Below are 21,778 nucleotides of genomic sequence, written 5' to 3'. Positions count from 1 at the left end.
CTTATGATTCTACTGATCCACCAACTATTTCAGCTATTTCTTGTGTTATAGCTGCTTGGCGGCGGCGGTTGAATTCGATTTTTAAATTGCCTATTAATTCACCAGCATTTCTAGTTGAATTTTCCATAGCTACTCTTCTATTAGCCATTTCAGAAACTTTAGATTCAGCAATTAGTCCATATAATCTTGAACCAATGTAAAGAGGCATAGCGCTTTTAAAAATAGTTTCTGGATTTGGTTCAAATTCAATATCAGCTTTCATTTGAACTCTTTCGGCTGTATTTTTAAAATCATTAACTAGAATTGGCAGCAGTTGTAAATTAACTTTTTCAGTAGTTACAACATTGACAAATTTTGTATAAATTACATTGACTTGCTTAAATTCACCTTTGTAGTAATGTTCAAAAATTATTTCAATTGTAGGCTCTATATTTTCATATCTAACAAAATCTGGTCAATTAGCATAATGAGCTAATATTTTCTCGTTTAAATATGAAAAATGATTAATGCCTTTTGAACCTAAAATGATAACTTTATCATCCGGTTTTAATAATGATTTTACTAATTTATAAATATCACTATTGTACGAACCAGCTAATCCTAAATCACTTGTAATTACAACATAAAGTATTGCGTCTTTAGGATTCTGTGGGTAAATTAAATTTAAATCTTCTTTTGATAATTGTGATGAAACTTTTTGAAACATTTCATCAACAGTTGAACTATATTCATTAACTTTATCGCTATGGTTTTGTAATTTTCTTAATTTTGATGTAGCAACTAATTCCATTGCCTTTGTAATTTTTTTTATATTATCAACAAGCGAAATTCTTTGATTAATTTTTTGTAATGAAGCCATTTTTATTTACCGCTACTGCTTTTATTATTGCTTGTTTTTTCTTTATCTTTACTTAAAATAACATTGTCTTTTTGAGTTTTATTTTTTTCATCTTGAACTTGATTTACACCTGGAATAGATTGAAAGTTTTTAGAATCATATCCTGGTATTTCACTAACAACTTGATTAGCAATTTTTATTAACATTTGTTTTAATTTTTTTTCTAATTCAGGTGAAATATTTTTGGTTTCTTGCAATTCGTTTCTAAGAATAAGCGCATCTTTATTACTACTAAAATGAGAAATTATTCTTTTCTTAAAAGTTTCAATACTTTCAGCTGGAATTATGTTTGTAACTTTCAATTTTACAGCTAAAAAGACAAGAACTTGATCTACTTGATCAACTGGTGAATATTGATTTTGCTTAATGATATTATAAACTTTTTGACCATGATCTAATATTGATTTTGTAGATTGATCTAAGTCACTTCCGAACTGACTAAAAGCTTGCATTTCATTATATTGAGCTAATTCTAATTTTAATGAAGCAGCTACTTGTTTAATCATTTTATGTTGAGCAGTTGAACCAACACGAGAAACTGAAAAACCAACATCAATTGCTGGTCTTTGACCAGAATTAAATAATGCTTCTTTTGTAAAAATTTGACCATCGGTAATAGAAATTACATTTGTAGGAATATAAGCTGAAATATCACCTTGTTGAGTTTCAACAATTGGAAGCGCTGTAATTGAACCACCACCATATTCTTTATTAAGTCTAGCTGATCTTTCTAATAATCTCGAGTGTAAATAGAATACATCTCCTGGATAAGCTTCTCTTCCTGGCGGTCTTCTAAGTAATAAAGATAGCGTTCTATAAGCTACAGCATGTTTTGATAAATCATCATAAATTATTAATGAATCAATACCTTTTTGCATAAATTCTTCAGCAATTGTTACACCTGTATATGGTGCTATATATTGCATTGGAGCTAGTTCACTTGCACCGGCTACTACTATCGTTGTATATTCAAGCGCATCATTATCTTCTAGTTTTTTAACAATTTGAGAAACAGTTGAATTTTTCTGACCAATTGCAACATAAATACATTTTATGCCTTTGCCTTTTTGGTTTAAAATTGTATCAATTGCAATTGCAGTTTTTCCTGTTTGTCTATCTCCAATTATTAATTCACGCTGACCTCGACCAATTGGGATCATACTATCAATTGCCATAATCCCGGTTTCAAGTGGTTGATCAACAGATTGTCGAGTCATAACTCCAGGGGCAGTTATAAAAACATCTCTAGTTTTTGTTGATTGAATTGATTTTTTACCATCAATTGGTCTGCCAAGTGCATCAACAACTCTACCCGAAAGTTCTTCACCAACTTTAACGGAAATAATTTTTTTAGTTCTTGTAACTTCCATGTCTTCTTTAAGCACAGAATCATTACCTAAGATTGCAACTCCAACAAATTCTTCTTCTAAATTTAAAGCTAGACCAAAAACGTCATAACCAAAATCTAAAATTTCACCTTCTTGAACAGAATCTAATCCACTTACAAGAGCTATTCCATCACCAACACTTACAATTTTTCCGATTTCACTATTGTGAACTTTTGAATCATAATTTTTAATTTTTTCTTTTATTAATGAAGCAATTTCATTTACTCTATTTTGTCTCATCTAACCGCTCCTTTTTAATTTCTTTTGCAAACTTTTGTAATCACTCATTTACATTATTGCTAAATTTTAATTCATCAATCACTATTTCATAACCGGCAAGTAATTCTGGTTTTATTTTATTAACTAAGATAACTTCTTTATTAATTTTATGACTAAGTAATTTACTTATTTGATTTAGTTTTGTTGTTGATAATTCATTAGTTGTATAAATAATTCCACGCTTTATTCCTAAACGCATTTCTAATTTTTGAATCACAACTGACAAAATTAATTTCAAATAGTAAATTAATTTTTGTTCTAATATAATCCAAATTCATTTTTTTACAGTTTCATTTGCAGGTTCAAAAATTTTGACTAAAAACTTTTTATTTTCATCAATAGATTCTTGTTCACTTTTTAAATATTCTACAAGTTCAGGATTTGAATTAACAACTTCTTGAATAAAAATTAAATTTTCAAGAACATTTCTTAAATCTTTATCTTCTGTTAAATCAACTAGTGCATCAGAATAGGCATGTGCAATATCGTATTTTCTATCTGACATTATTTTTGCATTTTTTCTAATTCTAAAAGAATTTCATTTTCGATATTTGGTTTAATTTCTTTACTTAGTATTTTTTTAGCTAATTCAACTGATGTTTGAACAATGTGATTTTTTGAATTTTCGTAAAATTCATTTTCTTGTCTTTCTACATCCATTTTTGCATTCCGAACAATAATTTGGACATCTCTTTTAGCATTTGTTATATATTCATTTGCAACTTTTTCAGCTTCAATTTTTGCTTTTACTACAATTTTTTGTGCAGTTTCATGAGCTTGAAAAAGTGAATCAGCTGCTTGTTCTTGTGCTAATTGTGCTAGACGTTTGCTCTCGATTGAACTATCAATATTATTTTGAATAAATGTTTGACGATCTTTGACAAACTTGCTAACTGGTTTATATAAAAAAATATATAAAAAAATAAACGAAATGATAAATGATAAAACAGTTGCTACAAATAATGGAATTGAAGGAAAAAGACTCTGAAACATCTCTGTTAGAGTTTCAGAAGTACTACGATTTATTTCAACAATTTGATTCATATTGTCTCCTTAAAAATAACTTTTCCCTAAAAAACGAATATTAAAAGAATTGAAACAATTAAAGCGTATAGAGCTGTTGATTCAGCAATAGCCAAACCAATAATTAACATAAGTCTTATTTTCTTTTCAGCTTCAGGATTTCTTCCAACAGCTTGTGCTGCAGTTCCGGCAGATATACCTTGACCAATACCTGTACCTAAGGCACCAATCATTGCTAAACCGGCACCTACAGCAGTTAATCCTGCTGCTAATCCTTGCCCCACAGTTGCTGAAGCATTTGCTGTAACAGCTTTTGATGCTTCAATAATTGTATTAGTAAATTCATTCATTATAATCTCCTTAAATTTAATAAAATTGTTATTTTAAGCAGTTTAATGGCTTACTTGGGCCATTATTATTAAGCTTTTTTAAGAACAAATCTTTTATTTTTTTTAGTGACTTTTTTAGATTTTTCCGGGCCTGCCTCGCCTATTTCTCCGATTCAATAAATCATAGTTAAGAGTGTAAAGACATAAGCTTGCACCATTGCACTGAAAGCATCTAAATATAAATGCATTAATGGAGCAACAATCGGGCCTAGAACATATGTTGCAATTGTCGATCCTGTCATTAGACTATAAATCCATGCAGTTACTGAATATAAAAGATAAATAATTACACTACCACTTGTTATATTTCCAAACATTCGAATAGATAAAGATAGTATAGGAATAAACTGACCAACTATTTCAACTGGATTTAAAAATTTCTTGAAAAATCCTCACTTGTTATAGAAAATTCCAAATACATAAATCATAATTCATGAAATTAAAGCAAATGTTAGTGGTACTGTATAAGCTGTAGCTATTGCTCTAAAACCAATAAGAGCAAGTAAATTACCAACAAGTAAAAAAGAGAACAAAACAAATAAATATGGAGATGTTCAATTTATTTTCCCGTCAGTAGCCGAATCAAATGTATCTTTGAAAAATCCAACATATTGCTCTGCTACAAATACAACGCCTTTAGGTGCTTTTTTAGGATCTGCTTTTCTTATTCTAAAAAATACATATAGCGAGATGAAAATAAATATAATTATTATTATAAATAAAGTGAGAATATGAGGTTGAACTACTCACAGTTGGGAAGTAAGAGGATTTCCGGCAACAGCATTATTTTTATTTAATTCCACTTTTAGTTTCACCTTTCAATTTGCACAAATTTACAATTATAACGATAGCTGGAATTGTGCCTATACCAAAAATCAACGCAAATATATTTATTGGGGCTAAAGCTATTTCAACACTAGACATTAATCTTATTTCACTAAAAAGATTTATAAATACAACTGCAGTGATAATAATCCCAACTACAATCATTTTCAATAAATAGACCCCGAAATAACTAAACTTGGTTAATTTTGATAAATATTTTCTTAGAATTACGATATTGAAATTGTAAATCAATCAAACGATTGATGTTCCAATAACCCAACCTAGAAATGCATAGTATCTTATGTATTCAATTCCATAAAGTGATAAACATATTATACTTCCTACCAAAAGTGATAATATCATTCAAAAATTCACTTTAAGTCTTCACTTTTCCAAAACCATGCTTTTTTTATTTTAATACTAATTAAAAAAAGTGAGTTAATAATTACAACTTTATTTTATTAAAATTACTACTAAATATTTTTTGAACAAAAAAACACACGAAGGTGTTTTAATTGTAAAATTTATTTTTCAATTTATCAATTGTTTCTTTATCAGATGTAATCGAAACGGTAACAATGTTTTTATTATCTTTTTCAAAAACATCTTTAACAAATCAACTAATTTTAGAGTCGTATGGTTTCAATTTTTCTACAATTTCAAAATTAGTTTCATTATTACTTAATTCAAAATTTAAATCAATGTCGCTTAATGCAGTATTAATATAATCAGCATTTACAAAATTAGTTGGTTTTAATTCATCTATTAATATTTCGGCAACAATAAGATCAACATCAGTTAATTTGGCACTGATTCTCGCTATGTATCCAACAAATTTATCTCCAGATCAAATTTCCAGTTGTTCAGTTGGATTAGCAAAATCAAAACTGGCTTCTTTATAAGAAATTTCAAAATTACTTAATATCGCTTCTAACTTATCCTTCATTTGTAAAATGTTGTAATTAGTTGAACAAATACCAAAAAAATTAATTGACTTATTTAAAATACCCATTTCAAAAAATGAAAGATTTTCTAGTTTTCTTTTGTGATTATATTCAATTGTTTCAATTGCAGAATGGATTCAAGAATCTCTAATAACTTGTTTTTCTAATGAAATAAATGTTTCCAATTTTTGGCTCAGATTAAATTTGAATGGATTAAATTTATTTTTAACTTCGGAAATAAGGTTGTAAGTTCTAATTTCATCAAAACCTGCTGCAACAGCAGAATTTTTTAATTCCAAAGTGTCATAAATTTTTGTATTAATTAAATTTGGCTTAACAGGCACTAAATTATCATAACCATAAAATCTTAATATCTCTTCAACGATATCTTGACTAAATTCGATATCGTGTCGATATGAAGGTACCAATACTTCATTATTTTTAAATTCAAATCCTAAAATTCTTAGTGCATTGTATGATTTTGAAAAATCATGTGATTCAAAATTATCTAAGTAATTTTTAAGAATTTTTTCATCAAACTTTATCGAATAATTACTAGGGTAAATATTGAAATTTGTTTTAATGCTTGATTTATTTTCAAAGTAAGTGATTAAATTTGAATAAGCTAAATTCATCATTCCAAAACTTATTTCTTTAGAAGCTTGACGACCTGCCATTGTGTCAATTTTTACTTGTCGCATGCTTTTACGTACTAGGCTGTTATCAAAAATTGCAAATTCAAATAATAAACTTGATGTATCTTGTGAAACTTTATAATTTTCTATTCCGATTACACCAGCAACAGAAATCGAATCTTTAGAATTGGCTACAACTAATGCATCATCTAAATTAACTTCCTTGTTTCCAAAAATATTTATTTTTTCTGTTTTGGTATATATATTAATTTCGTCAACCTGAGTTGCATCATAAACATGGGTTGGCACTCCAGTCATAATTAAGTTAAGATTAGTTAAATCAACAGGATTATTCATAGTTTTAATATTTGACTTTATTAAAAGGAGTTGGTCTTTTAAGTCGATTGTTAGATTACCTTTGTATTCAACTAGATTAAAACTTTTTTGATCTGTATTTATTTTTAGATCAATTGATTTAGACGTAATTTTTGATAATTCATCTAAACGATAATTGGAGTTAAAATAAGCAGCTAATTCTAAAGCCATTATTTTGTAACTATTAGCATCACTGCGATTAGATAAAATACTTACATCAATTATGTAATCATCTAAATCAAAAAACTTAATTGGATCTAAGTTTAAATCAATATCATCTAATAGAAAAATACCATCACGATATTCATCTCTAACTAATTCAGGATCATGAACTAATTCTTCTAAAGAAACAAGCATTCCTTCACTTACTATTCCTTGCATCTCTTTTGCTTGAATTGTTGTACCTTTTAAAATAGATCCGGGTATAAACGCCATTACAGTTTTATTTGCTAAAACATTTTGCGCAGCTGTTTGGATAATTCTTCTTTTATCTTCAAAAAGAATTTCACAAACATTTAATTTATCTGAATTTTTATTTTTATAAACATTTAAAACTTTACCAAATTTAATTCCGTGAATTTGTTGGTAGCTTTTATACTCTTCAACTTCAAAACCTATTGAATTAATTGCATTAACAACATCTTCTATTTTTATCGATTCATCAAGTAAAGCAATTTGCTTTAATTTTTTATATGAAAATAACATTTAATACCTACTTAAAATTTTCTATAAAACGCAAATCATTTAAATAGAAATCTCTTATATCTTTTACCTTGTATTTAATCATAGCCAAACGTTCAATTCCAATTCCGGCAGCAAAAGCTGACATTGAATTTGTATATTTAGCGCCCATTAACACTTTAGGATGCAACATACCAGCACCTAAAACTTCAATTCATCTATTATCATAAAACATATCTACTTCCACTGATGGTTCTGTAAAAGGGAAAAAGCTAGGTCTCATTCTAATTTTTACTTCTTCTTCCATTACATATGAAAGTAAATTTTTTAATGTATAGATCAAATTGTTAATTGTAAAATGACCAACCGAAACAAAATCACATTGACTAAACTGATGTGAATGAGTTTGATCATCTATATCATTACGATAAACTGGACCAATAGTAAAATGACTAAATGACTTGTTTGGATTTTGCTGTAATTGATAAATACTTCAACCTGTGTTATGAGTTCTAAGTAATTTATCATTTTTAAAATAAAGTGAATCCTGCATTTCTCTAGCAGGATGATCTTTAGGTATATTTAATGCTTCAAAATTTAATTCATCATCAATAATATGAGAAGATGGAGCACTATAATAACCGTTTTGCAAAAATCATTTTTCAATTCGATTTGAAATTAAAGTTAATGGATGAAGCCCAAATTTTTTAATACTATTTTGAAATGGATCTTGTCTAAATTTTTCATTTCTAAATCTAATGTTTTCAGCTTCAATTTGCTTATTTATTTGCTCATACTTAGATTCATAAAAAGTCATGGCCTCTTTTAATTCTTTACCAATATCAGCTTTTTGTTCTCTACTTGCGTTTTTTAATTTAAGTTTTAAAATTCCAATTGGACCATCACTAGAATTAATTTTATTTTTAAGTTGCTTTAAACCTTCTAAGGTAACTATTTTTTCTCATTCAATATTCATTGTCACTCATTTCTATTTTCTATTTTATTATAAAAATCATACTTGTATTTTTTTATTTAAAAATAAAAGACGCATTAATAGCGTCCTCTATTAGTTGACTAAATATCCTTTTTAGAATATCCTGCTTCCAATCATTTGAATAGGGTATCACGAATCATCATGCCAGGACGATGTCGATCTTTATTTTTTGATCCATCACCATTGTATTGATAGTGAATGTAAGCAAGTGAATCGGTACTTTTATAATTGTAAATTCTTACTCAAACTGCTGAATTTCCAAGGATTTGATTAATTTGATTAATACCTTGATAAACACTTTGTCCAGTTACTTGTAAAGCAGCTTGTTTTTCTGCAAAAGCACGCAGATAACCTCTATTTGATGCTTCTTTAATATATCGATATGTTTCAATACCTAAACTAGTTCCTGTTCAGAATAAACCATCAGGAGTAACTTGTTTAAGGAACATAACAAGGATTTGAACCAATCTATAATTTGCCTTGTAGTATGGATTTTCAAAGTAAGGTTTATTTGGATTTTCTAATTGTCAATCTACTTGTGCTTGTGCAATTCTATAACTAAATGCATCAACATAATTGTATAGTCAGTCAATTGTAGCTTGTAAGTTATTTAGTAAATTACCTACATCAAAACCACTTATTCCATTTACTTGTACTTCATTTTTATTAGCTTGTTCATCTACTGGAGTAGTTGGTGTTTCACTAGGTTCAACAGGTATTGTTGGAACAGAACCTGGTCTAATAAAGTTTTCTACAATTCTATAAAAACCACTATATTTGTCATTTACATTTGATCTATCAAATAGTATATTTAGAAAATCTGCAAATGCTTTTCCAACTGCTTTTGAATTGACGAAATTAAACATAGGTCGTAAAATGAATAGGATTCTTGATACAGCAATTTGTCCATTTCTTGTCAGTTGTGCAATTACACCGTTTATAACTGTATTAATTATTGAATTAGTGCTTAATGAAGTTATTTGATCAGTATTTATTGCTTTGAAAGCATCATCTATTGCTTGGTTAATGATATTTGTTTTGGCAAAATAAGCAACTAACATATTGATAAATGGTGCATATTGATTTTGATCTTCATCAGTAACCATAATATTAGCACCGTGCAACATCGGTTTTAATAAGAAAGCCAAAACATTTTGCATATCAATATCTACAGTTGTTAATATGTCTTTAACAAGCGGTTTTATTGCAGCTTTTAGTTGAGTGCTTGAACGTTTAATTAAATCACTAAATAGGGAATCATATGAATTATATTTAACAACTAAATCGTTTGCCGCAATGTAATGAATTTGTTCAAATATAATTTTGTATAAATTCTCAAAATTACTATTACTTATTATTTTATTTGCTACTTTACTAAAACTAGAATTCAAGTGTGCTTGGTTATTTGTAAATGAAAATAATAATTTTTCCATTACAGAAGTATTCTGAGTTAGTTTTTTTAGTAATGAATATAATGTAGAACTTAAATCCTTAATTGATTTAGCATTTTTAAATGTTTGACTACTTAACAATAATTTGAAGAAATATCAACCATTGTTTTCAAAATCTAATGTTGAAGAAATAATTTTATTTAAAACATTAGCGTCTTGGAACAATAATTGTGTAGCTGTAACATTTGGATTGAATGATTGAATAAACTGATCAACAATTCCTTCAAGTATTTTTGAATCACCTACTAAGCCTAAAGACTGACTAACAACTGAAGACATAAGTAAAATTTCTTCATTATCTAATGTGACATTAAAATTGTGAATTTGTGTTGCAATAATAGAATAAATAACATTTTTAAATCTATAATCATTTGTTAATGCAGCTATAGCTTGTTTCAAGAATATAGTGAAGTTACTTTTATTTATTTTTAAATAATTAATAAATAATTCATCAAAATTTTTGCTTTCAATCATTAATTCTTTGTTACTTAAAACAGAAGTTAGCATACCAGAAATAAATGTTGAAGTTTCTTCCATGTTCTGAATTTTTTCAATAAGATGCTTTAAATCTCCATCAAATCTACCAATTTTAAGAATTAAAGAAGATGATAAATTCATTAATGCATCTTTAACAAAATCTGTCTTAATTAAGACAGGTACAAGTTTGCTTATTAACTTAACTCTTTTTGATTCATTATATGAAGAAGATAGATTTTCTGAATTTAATAAAGACATTACAATTCTATAAATAAATTGTGGGTTTTTAGCAGCTTCTAATGCAATTGTATCAATTGAAATATTATTAGTTTCAATTTTATTTGCGGCTATAGATTGAATTAATAAATTAGGAATATCACTAATTAATAATGTTTCTAAGGAATCGACAATCAGTTGTGATAAGCTGTTTTTTTCATCCTCATTTAAATCAGCGCTAAGTTGCGAAGCAAATTTGTCAATTGAATAATTAAATAAATTTAAAACGTCTTGTCTATTTTCTCTAAATACTTTTAAAATTACATTTGAAAGTATTTCCATAATAGATGTTGATTTATCCATTATAAAATTAGCTATTAACTCATTAAAATTATTAGACTTAATAATTCAAGTATTATCAACTAAAATTGAATCTAGCAATTTATCAACCAGTTTTTCAAAATCAGGACTAGAACTAATATTATTAATAATATTTTTGAATGAATTGTTTAGTTTTATATCATCAAATTTAAATATATTTGTCAGTGCATTTAATGCATTTTCATTTTTAATTAAAATTATTGCCAAACTTTTTAGTTGATTTTTAAAAGTTGCACTATCAAATGTTTTGTCATTATTTAATGAAACTATTAATTTCTTTAATAAATTAAATACATTTGAAGAATCACTTATAAAATGGTCCATCACTTGGTTAAATAACTTAGATAAATCAAAATCTGAACTACTTAATTTTAAATCAACTATATTGATTAAATCATTTAGCAAATAATCTTGTGATAATGCATATGCAAAATTAGAAACCAATCCTTTAATTGTTTCAGTTTCTTTAGAACTAAAGTAAATATTATTTGAATTAGCAAATGCAATAATTGGACTTAATAATAATGTTTGAAAATCATCATCTTTTGAAACATAACTATTCAAGATATATGTGAAATATTTGACAAGATTTGTTTTATTTTTTGAAATAAATATTTTCGCAAGTTCTTCAATAGATTTTGCCTTTTTGTATTCGTTATAATTAGTGAAAATTGAATCAATAAACGCTTCTGCGAATTCCAAAGTTTTTTGATCTTTTGAAATTTTGTCAAAAACATTCGATAATGAAGCGGCATGTTTTGAATCATTTCCTTGAGTAATTAAATTAACAATTTGATTTTTAAAAGCATCAAATATAGTTCTATTTGTTATAAAAATTCTAGCTATCAATTTAAAATTTGAATTTATACTGTCTAAATTGTTTGCTAAATAATTACTATTTAAAAATAAAATTATAATTTTTTCAATATTTTCTTTTTTAAATATGAAACTTACTAAATCCGCTTCACGGTTAGTTTTTAGCATTGTTAAAAACTGTGATATTAAACTGTCATCAACTAATATATTTACAGCATTTGAAGCAAACTCTGCAACTGCATTTAATTCTCTATTTGAAAATTCTATATTTAGATTTTTGGTTGTTTCTACAGTAATGAATTTAAACGCAGAATTAATTAAAGAAGCATGATTACTCAATAAGTATTTAACAAATTTAGTTATAGTTTTAACATCAGAATCTGAAAATGTAGCTATTACTATTCCGAAAAGATCGTTTCAATTTTGACTTTTTTGGAATAATTGTGGTGAAGCAACAATTTTCTTAATTGCTAAATCTAAAACTGATTGAAATTCATTTGAATCAAGGATTGTTTTAATATCTTTATTAGCATTTGCATATTCTAATTTTAAGTCTAATTTTAAGCTATTTAAAATAGCATAAATGTTAGATTCACTTTTAATTAATGATTTGAATAAATTACTTAAGTTTGCTTCAAATCTAGATGTAAATACACTATTAGCAAAACTAGTTGAACTTGCAAGAGATTTAATAAAATTGAAATAACCGTTTTCAGTATCAAGAATTATGTTAATTAAATCAGCTATTTCTAATTGATCTGCTTTATCTTCTAATATTTTACTTCTTAGTCTTGTAAATGTATCGGTGTAAATAGTTGAATTAGCAATTATATCTGTTGTAGATTTAATTAAATCGGTTAATAATGATATATCACTAGCTGATAATGTTATATTCAATTTTTTAGATTGCTCATTTAATACAGAAAGAAGTAGAGCATTTAATAATCCATCATCTTTAGCAATATCTTTTGTAATTTCCTTTAAATAATTTTCAATTTCAGCTGAATGCTGTCCAAAGAAATATTTTAAAGCTTGTGAAATTGATGTAAATTCAGCATATGATTTGCTATTGTCAAAAATGCTTTCTAAAATATTTGCAAGTAAGGTTTTTGTTTTTTCAGAAGTTATTAAAAATTTACTCAATTTAAGTATTTCTACTCTATGACCATTTGATTGCAACAATTGAGAAATTGTATTATTTATAAATTCTCCAGCTAGATCTACAAAATGGGTGTTATTCAATAAAATTGAAATAGTTTTAGTTAAACGTCTTTTATAAGAATCAACATTTGACTTGTCTTGTAAATACTCTGAACCTAATAATGCTTGAACTAGTTTTCAAATAACAGTTTCATTGCCAAGCACTTTTGTAAATGAATTAGTTAGATTTCCAAAATCAAATCTACCATTTTCTATTGATTCAGAAAGTGTAGCCAAAAATACTTCAGGCAATTGTGACTGAGTTACTACTTTTATAGTGTCAACAAAGAAGTTAATAATTTCGTATTGACTGTTATCATCCATTTCGAATGAATTAGATTTAAGTATATTTTCAACTGATAAATTAAGTAGCTTTTTAAATTCATCTGCATTTTCATTTGTTATATATCTTATAACCGCTTTAACGTTTGCAGAAAATGATTCTTTATTATGTGTAATCATTTTCACAATTAATTCATTAATTGTTTTTACATTATCAATATTGATTTCATCAGCAAAAATTCCATTTACAAAATCTTCAATTAATTTTGTAAATTTATCACTCTTAAATAATGATGATCAAAGTATTTTTATACTTTTAGCTGCTTCTTCACCAACATATGTTCCTATATTTCCTATTAGTAAAGTAGCAAACTTCTCGTTTGTTGCAACATGTGTAGCTAAAGATGATAATGATTTTTTAAATTCAGTTTTAATTTTTTCATCTTTAAATGTTTCTGATTTAAGTAGTGCTTTAATTATTGAAAAATAACCATTTTCTGCATCTAAAGCTTGAGAGAAAATTTTACTTAAATCAAAGCCATTTTCACTAATTGATTTTAATGCCGAATTATAAATATCATTAATTATTGTTGAATTTGAAACTGCATTTAAAACTATTGAAATTAATTTTCCTAAATCTTTAAGCTGTTCTTCATTTTCAAAAATTTCAGGCAGATTTAGATGTGTGACTAAATTTACATAAGCAATCTTTGCAAGCGCAGTATCAAAATTAGATAATTTATTTAAAAGGCCATTTACAAAATCAACAATAATTGATTGATGTGATGTTAATACTAAATTAATGAAAGAGTTAAAATTGTCTGCTTTTCGATACGTATCGATATTATTAAAAATTGCATCAATAAATTGATCCGTAAATCTTACTGTTTTTTGATCACTAATTAAATCTTCATAAATTGTATTTACTAATGAACTAGTATCAATATTTGCTATTGCTTTTGATGGGACTAATGAATTAACAATTAAATCTTTAACTGCAGTTTGAGTTAGTAATTTTTTAGTAATTAATTTTAAAGATTCTGAGTATTTTGTTCTATTAGATTGGTCATCAAAATATTTTGAATCTATAATATTTTTTACTAATTTATAAATGTTGTTTTGATTTGTTATTGAATTTAAAAATGAAGAGAAAATGGTTGCTAAATTTAATTCTTTTGAATTTTTAAAAGCATCTAAAAATATTGAATAAAGATTTTCTACTATTTCTGATTCTGAAATTACAAATATAGTTTGATTAATTAATTTAGAAATTCCTTCAATATCTGAATCGCTTAAATTGATACCTTGTTCTTTCAGCATTGGAAAAACGTTAACTTTTAATAAAACCAAAATATCAGAAGGATTCTTTTCTACAATACTTGTTAATAGAGTTTTTAAAAATGTTACAAAAGTTGATTTATTTTTTTCTAAATAAATGGAAATATATTCATTAAAGTTTTTTGTTTGTGAATACTGTTTTGCATTAACAAAAGAATCATTAATTAAACCATTCAATAATTCTTTTAGTCCGCCTTGTTTCAAAATAGTTTTAGCTATATTAATTAAACTTGTATTCGAATCACTTGATGGAAGAAAATTTGAAACCAAACTTAATGCAGAATCAAAAAGTTGGCTTTTTTCAAAAATATTTGAAATTATTTTTTGAATTAATGTTGATAATTCTTGTGACTTATCACTAGTAAAAAAACTAGATTTCAATACTGATACTATTAGTGAATGGAAATTATCAGCTTGCAATGCAGCGTTTTTTAATGAATCAATTAAAGAATTTACGCTTATTGTTCCTTCAGCATTTATTTTTTCATTAGTTAAATATTGAAATTGATTTCAAATATTTTGAATAAATTTTGAATCATATATTGCTTCAAATAAATCTTCAGGATTAATTTTTTTATCTTCAAAGAAAAATTTATAAAGACTTAATTCTGGGTCAATTTCTTTAAATATACTTGAACTAAAAACAAATTTTAAAAGGCTTTGTCCAATTGTTAAAAATGAGTTTTTAGTAATAACTCTTTCCGGAAAAACGTTTGAATCAAATTTATCTTTATATTTTAATATTAATGGATCATTTTCGTTAAATAGATCTTGTCCATCAGCTCCAAGAATTGTATTAATTACATTCTGATCAGTTGATTTTTCAAAATTAATTAATTGTTTATTTTTGTTTTTATCAACAGCTAAAAATTTATCATCTCATGATGGATTAATACTTTTAGGATTTGTATATTTTGCTCTATCAATAGATATTTTAAGCAGAATTTCTTGAGCTATTTTTTTGTAACCAATTTCAGTTGGGTGAATATCTAAAACTTGAGTTGTAAATTTTGATTGATATTTAGATCAATCATCTTCATCATAAACATTAATAAATTGAACTGAATCACTATAGTTTGTTCTATCTGAAATTTGCTCATTTAAAACACTTAATAAATATTGACTTAATGTTTGACCAGGAGCAATTTGAACACCGCTTGTCAATTGATCAAATGCATCTACTAGTCTTAAAAATGGCATTGGATAATTAATTAAATTAATTGTTACTTTAGGGTTAATTTTTTGAATATTTGCAACTAGTTTATCGAATTCACTTCGCATTTGTACACGAATTTTTGTAAAAATAGAAACTACATTTGCAATTACCATTTTCATATCTAATCCGCTTCCGCCAATGAATTTATTAAAATCAAGGCTGGCAATTTCTTTCATAAATATGTTCATGAAATCATTTGCACCAAGTGAAATAGTTAACAAATTAGCATCTGCTAGGCGAGTTGTAAACTCAGTTTTGAAACTTTGAAAATCTAATCCATGAATTGATGAAATAGTACCTTGTGCAATATTATCGAACAAAGCATTTCAATCAGAAAGAGTAGAACCAGTTACACCAAAATTCTTATATTTTTCTAACCTATTTGAATCTATTTCATTAATATATTTAGCTAAAAATGATGGATATGATAATCCAGTTATTACTTTTTTACCATCAATAGTTTCTAATTCACCAGGATAATCTTCACTCAATTTAGCATTAAAACCAGAAGTTATTGAATCACCAAACGCAACATATTTAATAGATCCATCAATTAAATATTGATTATTAGTTGTGATTGTGATTTCTCTTTGTGTTGAATTATTATTAGTAATTTCACTTTTTTCAGGAGTTTCAACATTAGAATTGTTACCTTTAGTATCAACAGTTGATGGCTCAGTAACTTTTTTGTTTTCAGGAGCTTTACCAGAATCATCCTGAACAGTTATAGGATTTGACTCCGAAACTCTTTCAACACTTTTTTCTTGACTTAACCTAGTTCCAACAATAGAACCAATAGCTACAGCACCTATTGCTAGAGCAGATGAACTTGTTCCAATAATTATTTTCAGCTTTTTATCCATAAATACCCCCTTGATAACCGTTATTATTAATGTATTATCTACGGTTACCAGTTCGTGCGTATATTTTAGCAAAACAAGGCAAAATTATAAAATTTTAAATTGATTTTAATAATTGATATTTTTTATTAAAAACAGTGTTGTTTGTAAGTAAAAAAATAATATTGATGGATATAAATGCACAAAAAAGCATTTATTTTTTTAATTCAAAAAATTAATAACAAAATTCAATATTAATTTTTAGTTGATTTAGTCTTAATTTAGCTTTAACAGTATTGCATTATTTTATAAAAAAAGAAGTTAAGCAATTTTACTTAACCTTATAAGTTTATGCTATGATTACATAGCTAAAAAGCAGAAGATAAGGAGAATTAATGGTAAAAATCCGTTTAAAAAGAGTGGGTTCAAAATTTAATGCAATTTATAAAATTGTTATTTCAGATGCAAGAGCTCCTCGTGATGGTCGCTTCATTGAAGAAGTTGGTCAATATAATCCTCACAATAAAAATCTAAATGTCAAAAAAGAACAAATTTTAAGTTGATTATCTAAAGGTGTGCAACCAACAGATACTGTTAAAAGATTGTTAAAACAAGAAAAAATTTGAGAAGAATTCAAGGTTCAAAAAACAAAGTAATCATAGGTACAATGAAAATAAATTTTCTTACATTATTTCCTGAATACTACTCTTCATTTACAAATGAAAGTATTATAGGTAAAGCAATTGAAAATAAATTAATAGAAGTAAACATAGTTGATTGACGACATTTTGCTACTGGTAAACAAAAAAAAGTTGACGATACAGTTTATGGCGGTGGAAAAGGTATGCTTTTAAAAGTTGAACCGATTAAATTAGCGCTTGATACTGTTAAAGGTATAAAAATTTTAGTAAGTCCACAAGGAAAAGTGTTTAACCAAGAAATGGCTCAGAAATTAGCTAGTGAAAATAACGAAATTACATTCATCGCAGGACGCTATGAAGGCTTTGATGAAAGAATTCTAAATTATGTTGATGAAGAGATTTCGCTTGGTGATTTCATAGTTACAGGTGGAGAATTGCCGTCTATGATAATGGCCGATTCAATAATTAGATTAGTTGATGGAGTCATTAAAAAAGAAAGTCACGAACTAGAAAGTTTCAATAATAATTTATTAGATTTTGCCCAGTATACTAAACCAAGAAATTTTGAAGGATATGAAGTTCCTGAAGTGTTGGTAAATGGTAATCATGCTGAAATAGAAAAATGAAGAAAAGAAAGTCAAATTAGAAAAACTAAATTAAATCGACCAGATTTATTTGAAAGGTATAAAAATGAGAAATAGATTAATTGAACTTGTTGAAAGTACTCAAATTAGAAAAGACATAGTAGATTTTAAAACAGGAGACATTGTTAGAGTTCACGTACTTATTCGTGATGGAGATAAACAAAGAATCCAAATTTTTGAAGGGTTAGTAATAACAAAAGATGGTAAAGGAAAAGGAACAAGCCAATCTTTTACTGTTAGAAAAATTTCAGCTGGTGTTGGTGGAGGAATTGGAGTTGAAAGAACATTCCCAATTAACTCGCCTTTAATTTCAACAATTGAACTAGTTAGAAGAAATAAAGTTAGAAGAAAAAGACTTTACTACATTAGAAATAAAAGTGGTAAAAGCGCTAGACTTAAAGCCATTAAATAATTTAATTATGAGAAACGTTTTTTATAAAGCGTTTTTTTATTAAAAAAATAACTTCATTTTTTGACTTAAAGTTTATTATAAATATGAGGTAAAAAATATGAGCAATAAAAAATTAATAGCTTTAGGAAGTGACCATGCTGGTTACGAACTTAAAGCGCAAATAATTGAATATTTAAAATCAAGAGGTTATGAAACTCATGATGTAGGAACATCTAATTCTACTGATTCAACTTCATATGCAACTTACGGTCACAAATTAGCAAACTTTATACAAGAAAGAATCGGAACTGAAAAAGAACCATTATTTAGTATTGGTGTTTGTGGAACCGGTTTAGGAATTTCATATGCTTTAAATAGACATACAAATATTGTTGCTGCAAGAGTTTCAACAGTTTCAGATGGAAGACTTGCTAAACAACATAATAATGCAAATGTTTTGTGTTTTGGCGGAAGAATTCATTCAATTGATGAAGCAAAAGCAATAATTGAAGCTTATGAAAATGCTGAATTTGAAGGTGGAAGACACATTGATAGAATTAAGGGTATCGATGTTTTTGAAAATCACACTAAAGATTGCAAAAATGCAAGTTGTAACAAAACTTGTTAAATTAAAATACTTTTAAGTGTATTAATTAAGTTCAAATTAAGGTTTAGGCCTTAATTTTTTTTATCTGCAAAGTATTTAAAAACGCTAGTAAATTTAACATTACTAGCGAAATTTTATTTTAAAACTTTTTAATTTTTTTAAGAACTTACTTTTAATAAATAATTTATTTTTGATGATGAAAATACTTACAACTGGATCAAATAATTCAACTCTTTTTAAATTTGATAAAAGTCCAAATAATATACCAAAAATTGATATTAAAGAGCTAAGTCACATAAATAAACCGAATCAATATAAAAATGATGCAGAGTCGTTTCATTTCAATAAAGATTGAAAATCTGAATAATCAATTTTACCCGATGAAAATGAATCAAATAAAAATGTGAAACTATTATTAAATTCAGAAGCTAAGAAAAATCCAGTACCAATTACTAATAATATTCAAATAGAAGCAATAAGAAAATATTTTAGTCTGACTTTTACAAAATAAATCGTACCTGAAGGCTTACGCATGCTATTATCAAGAATCTTTCTTGTTTCAATTATTAAAAATATTATAGGTATAATGGTCGCAAAAAATAATGCTGAATATAATCAATATTTAAATCATAATGAATATTTTTTATCACTTGAAGCATTAATTAAATTTGCTCTTTTTGCCGAAATATAAAGAGATGAAATAAAAATTGTGAGCGTAATAAAAATTATTAAAATAAATGTCACTGCCGTTCCAATGTAAGCTTTTAATCCAATTTCTGATAAACCAAGATATGAATCTGGATTTGTCAAAGTGTCTACATTTCTTAAAGCGAATGTCTGAAAAACATTACTATAGTTTTGTGAATTAGATGTGATTCCTACAATAATAAATACTAAGAATAAACTAAAAAGACATGAAAAATAAAATAACAATTTTGCTAGTCAATAATTTCTTGTGATTTCCCTAACTAAATTTAAATCAATTGGTTTAGGTTTAACATTAGTACCTAAAAATAAAACATCTTTAGAATTTTTATTAGAATTTGTAACTCGGTAGCCTTTATATTTACGTCTTAATGAACTTGCTAAAACTAATGCTTCAATATATTCTTTTTTTATTCGGTTATACTCATCGCATTTTTCTTTTAAAATTGAATAAGCATTGTTTAATTTAGCCATCTTAGCATTAGTATCAATTAACGTTGTATTTTCAGTTTCACTATTTGCAATTACATCTGGATGATATTTTTTAGAAGCATTTAAGTATGCTTTTCTAATATCTTCTTTAGTTAAAAATTCGATGCTTGAATTTAATTCAATATCTGAAAATAATTTGTGATACTCTTTTAAAACTCGCTCGTGACCTTCTAAATGCATATTCAATATTTTACAATAGTATTTAATTTGTATAAAATTTTGTTTAATATAACTATTTTTTAAATTTAAAAAATTTTTTAAATCTGAAAATGTTATTTTTCTAAATAAGCCATCTTTGTGTTATAAATATATTACCTTGGTTACTTTTAAAAGTAAGTAACCCATTTAGACCAGAAGGAGGACCAATGATCAAATACGAAATTATGATGATATTAGCTCCAGCTACTGATGAAAAAGTGGCTAAAGATCTATTAGAGTCAACATTTAAATCAGGTGGTATTGAAAAATTTGAAGTTATGGATAGAACCGAATTAGCTTACGAAATTAATAAAAGTAAAACAGCTAAATATGTTCTAGCAATAGTAAATTCAAATAATGCTACTGAAGAATTAAGTGAATTTACAAGAAAAGTAAATATCAATAAAGTTATTTGAAGAAAAATGGTTGTTAATTTAACAACTGAGCGTGGTTTAGGTAAAGAAAATGTACCTATGAAAATTGTTGAACGAAAACCTCGTTTTGACAAGCCAAGAAACCAACGACCAAATAACTATAGAAAATCAGACACAACTTCTAAGGAGTAAAATTGAATAATGTTTCAATTGTTGGAAGATTAACAAAAGCTCCAATTGTAGGTAAAACATCATCAGGTGTTGAATATGCTAGATTCACAGTTGCTGTGAATAGACAATATCGTACTAAAGAAGGTACATACCCAGCAGATTTTTTACCGGTAGTAGTCTGAAGAAATCAAGCTACCTATGTATCAACTTATTGTTCAAAGGGAACTTTGGTTTCAATAATAGGATCATTGCAGTCTTCTTCATATAAAAAAGACGGTCAGACTTTAACAAGTTATGACATAAATGCAGATTCAGTATCAATTCTTGAATCAAGAAGTATTTCAGAACAAAGAAATAATCAAGTAAATACTTTTGAATCAGAATTTAAAGAAATAAATTCAAATATCGGAACTCAACCTAAAACAACTTTTGTAGAAGAAGTTGATAATGACAATTGAGCCGATTTCGATGAATAGAAAGGAATATAAATGGCTTTCGTACAAAGAAAAAGAAAACCTTTTCTTAAAAGAAAAAGAATAAGCGAACTTGATTTACAAGGTATTAACTATATCGATTATAAAGATGTTGATACATTATCAAAATATGTTAATGCACACGGAAAAATATTACCAAGTAAAATTACAGGTGTATCAGCAAAAAGACAAAGAATGCTTGCAACAGCAATTAAAAGAGCTCGTGAAATGGCATTACTTGAATTTACTAAAGAAAGAATTAGAACTACAGCTAAACCTAAAAGAGAACGTTTCAACAGAAACGAACAAAGACCTGAAGGTGAAAGAGCAAGAGTTTCTAAACCAGAAGTATCTTCAGCAAAGTAAAAGCGCAAAAAAGCGCTTTTTTTAATAACTTAAACAACTGATATATGTTGTTATTATTAAATTAATTTA

17 protein-coding genes and 1 pseudogene are annotated in these 21,778 nt (G+C 26.5%); 7 read left to right on the top strand and 11 right to left on the bottom strand.

Annotated elements, in window-relative coordinates; translation table 4 throughout:
• Position 1: 1 nt before the first annotated feature.
• The 10 genes from atpG to CG473_RS00570 form a co-directional block, all read right to left on the bottom strand.
• Positions 2-859 carry an ATP synthase F1 subunit gamma gene (atpG, locus tag CG473_RS00615; protein WP_094254373.1) on the bottom strand — a complete coding sequence of 286 codons (858 nt, stop codon included), beginning with the start codon at positions 857-859 and terminating at the stop codon, positions 2-4.
• Between the two features lie 2 nt (positions 860-861).
• Entirely contained in the window at positions 862-2,526 is a 1,665-nt protein-coding gene (gene atpA, locus CG473_RS00610; RefSeq protein ID WP_094254372.1) for a F0F1 ATP synthase subunit alpha, read from the bottom strand.
• Positions 2,513-3,070: a F0F1 ATP synthase subunit delta gene (locus CG473_RS00605; RefSeq protein WP_094254371.1), complete on the bottom strand. Its 558-nt coding sequence runs from the start codon at positions 3,068-3,070 to the stop codon at positions 2,513-2,515. The genes atpA and CG473_RS00605 overlap by 14 nt, the downstream gene beginning before the upstream one ends.
• On the bottom strand, positions 3,070-3,609 hold the full coding sequence (gene atpF / locus CG473_RS00600; protein WP_094254370.1) for a F0F1 ATP synthase subunit B: 540 nt from the start codon (positions 3,607-3,609) through the stop codon (positions 3,070-3,072). The genes CG473_RS00605 and atpF overlap by 1 nt, the downstream gene beginning before the upstream one ends.
• 26 nt (positions 3,610-3,635) lie before the next feature.
• The gene (locus CG473_RS00595; protein ID WP_094254369.1) at positions 3,636-3,938 is read right to left on the bottom strand and encodes an ATP synthase subunit c family protein; all 303 of its coding nucleotides are present in this window, start codon (positions 3,936-3,938) and stop codon (positions 3,636-3,638) included.
• Positions 3,939-4,006: 68 nt separating this feature from the next.
• Positions 4,007-4,780 (bottom strand): F0F1 ATP synthase subunit A, encoded by a 774-nt coding sequence (locus tag CG473_RS00590; protein WP_094254368.1) that lies wholly within the window; start codon positions 4,778-4,780, stop codon positions 4,007-4,009.
• Complete coding sequence (locus CG473_RS04150) at positions 4,767-5,165, bottom strand: hypothetical protein (RefSeq protein WP_133509954.1); 399 nt, start codon at positions 5,163-5,165, stop codon at positions 4,767-4,769. The genes CG473_RS00590 and CG473_RS04150 overlap by 14 nt, the downstream gene beginning before the upstream one ends.
• A 148-nt stretch (positions 5,166-5,313) precedes the next feature.
• Positions 5,314-7,461 carry a phenylalanine--tRNA ligase subunit beta gene (locus CG473_RS00580; RefSeq protein WP_094254366.1) on the bottom strand — a complete coding sequence of 716 codons (2,148 nt, stop codon included), beginning with the start codon at positions 7,459-7,461 and terminating at the stop codon, positions 5,314-5,316.
• A gap of 7 nt (positions 7,462-7,468) precedes the next feature.
• The gene (gene pheS, locus CG473_RS00575) at positions 7,469-8,413 is read right to left on the bottom strand and encodes a phenylalanine--tRNA ligase subunit alpha (RefSeq protein WP_094254365.1); all 945 of its coding nucleotides are present in this window, start codon (positions 8,411-8,413) and stop codon (positions 7,469-7,471) included.
• A gap of 98 nt (positions 8,414-8,511) precedes the next feature.
• Positions 8,512-16,671 (bottom strand): SGNH/GDSL hydrolase family protein, encoded by an 8,160-nt coding sequence (locus CG473_RS00570; protein WP_094254364.1) that lies wholly within the window; start codon positions 16,669-16,671, stop codon positions 8,512-8,514.
• Between the two features lie 371 nt (positions 16,672-17,042).
• Here CG473_RS00570 and rpsP point away from each other — a divergent pair, with 371 nt between their 5' ends.
• The 4 genes from rpsP to CG473_RS00550 all read left to right on the top strand — a co-directional run bounded on the left by rpsP (position 17,043) and on the right by CG473_RS00550 (position 18,951).
• The gene (rpsP, locus tag CG473_RS00565; RefSeq protein WP_094254363.1) at positions 17,043-17,303 is read left to right on the top strand and encodes a 30S ribosomal protein S16; all 261 of its coding nucleotides are present in this window, start codon (positions 17,043-17,045) and stop codon (positions 17,301-17,303) included.
• Positions 17,270-17,989, top strand: coding sequence for a tRNA (guanosine(37)-N1)-methyltransferase TrmD (gene trmD / locus CG473_RS00560; protein ID WP_342351476.1), 720 nt, complete (start codon positions 17,270-17,272; stop codon positions 17,987-17,989). Before rpsP ends, trmD begins: the two co-directional genes overlap by 34 nt.
• A complete protein-coding gene (gene rplS, locus CG473_RS00555) occupies positions 17,979-18,344 on the top strand; it encodes a 50S ribosomal protein L19 (protein ID WP_094254362.1) in 366 nt (121 codons plus the stop codon). Before trmD ends, rplS begins: the two co-directional genes overlap by 11 nt.
• Positions 18,345-18,441: 97 nt before the next feature.
• Entirely contained in the window at positions 18,442-18,951 is a 510-nt protein-coding gene (locus tag CG473_RS00550) for an RpiB/LacA/LacB family sugar-phosphate isomerase (RefSeq protein WP_094254361.1), read from the top strand.
• 102 nt (positions 18,952-19,053) lie between these two features.
• On the opposite strand, the gene CG473_RS00545 is transcribed toward CG473_RS00550, so the two are convergent.
• Positions 19,054-20,307, bottom strand: coding sequence for a J domain-containing protein (locus CG473_RS00545; RefSeq protein ID WP_094254360.1), 1,254 nt, complete (start codon positions 20,305-20,307; stop codon positions 19,054-19,056).
• 185 nt (positions 20,308-20,492) lie between these two features.
• On the opposite strand from CG473_RS00545, the gene rpsF reads away from it, so the two are divergent.
• The 3 genes and pseudogenes from rpsF to rpsR all read left to right on the top strand — a co-directional run.
• On the top strand, positions 20,493-20,891 hold the full coding sequence (rpsF, locus tag CG473_RS00540; protein ID WP_094254359.1) for a 30S ribosomal protein S6: 399 nt from the start codon (positions 20,493-20,495) through the stop codon (positions 20,889-20,891).
• A gap of 2 nt (positions 20,892-20,893) precedes the next feature.
• Positions 20,894-21,346, top strand: coding sequence for a single-stranded DNA-binding protein (locus CG473_RS00535; RefSeq protein WP_094254358.1), 453 nt, complete (start codon positions 20,894-20,896; stop codon positions 21,344-21,346).
• A gap of 12 nt (positions 21,347-21,358) precedes the next feature.
• A pseudogene (gene rpsR / locus CG473_RS00530) lies at positions 21,359-21,598 on the top strand (30S ribosomal protein S18); the annotation flags it as partial.
• Between the last annotated feature and the right edge of the window lie 180 nt (positions 21,599-21,778).

Origin of the sequence: Mycoplasma testudineum (genome assembly GCF_002245785.1) — a bacterium.
Taxonomy (GTDB): Bacteria; Bacillota_I; Bacilli_A; order Mycoplasmatales; family Metamycoplasmataceae; genus Mycoplasmopsis_B; species Mycoplasmopsis_B testudinea.
Note: the sequence above shows the minus strand (reverse complement) of the source record. Positions and strands in the feature narration are given on the sequence as shown.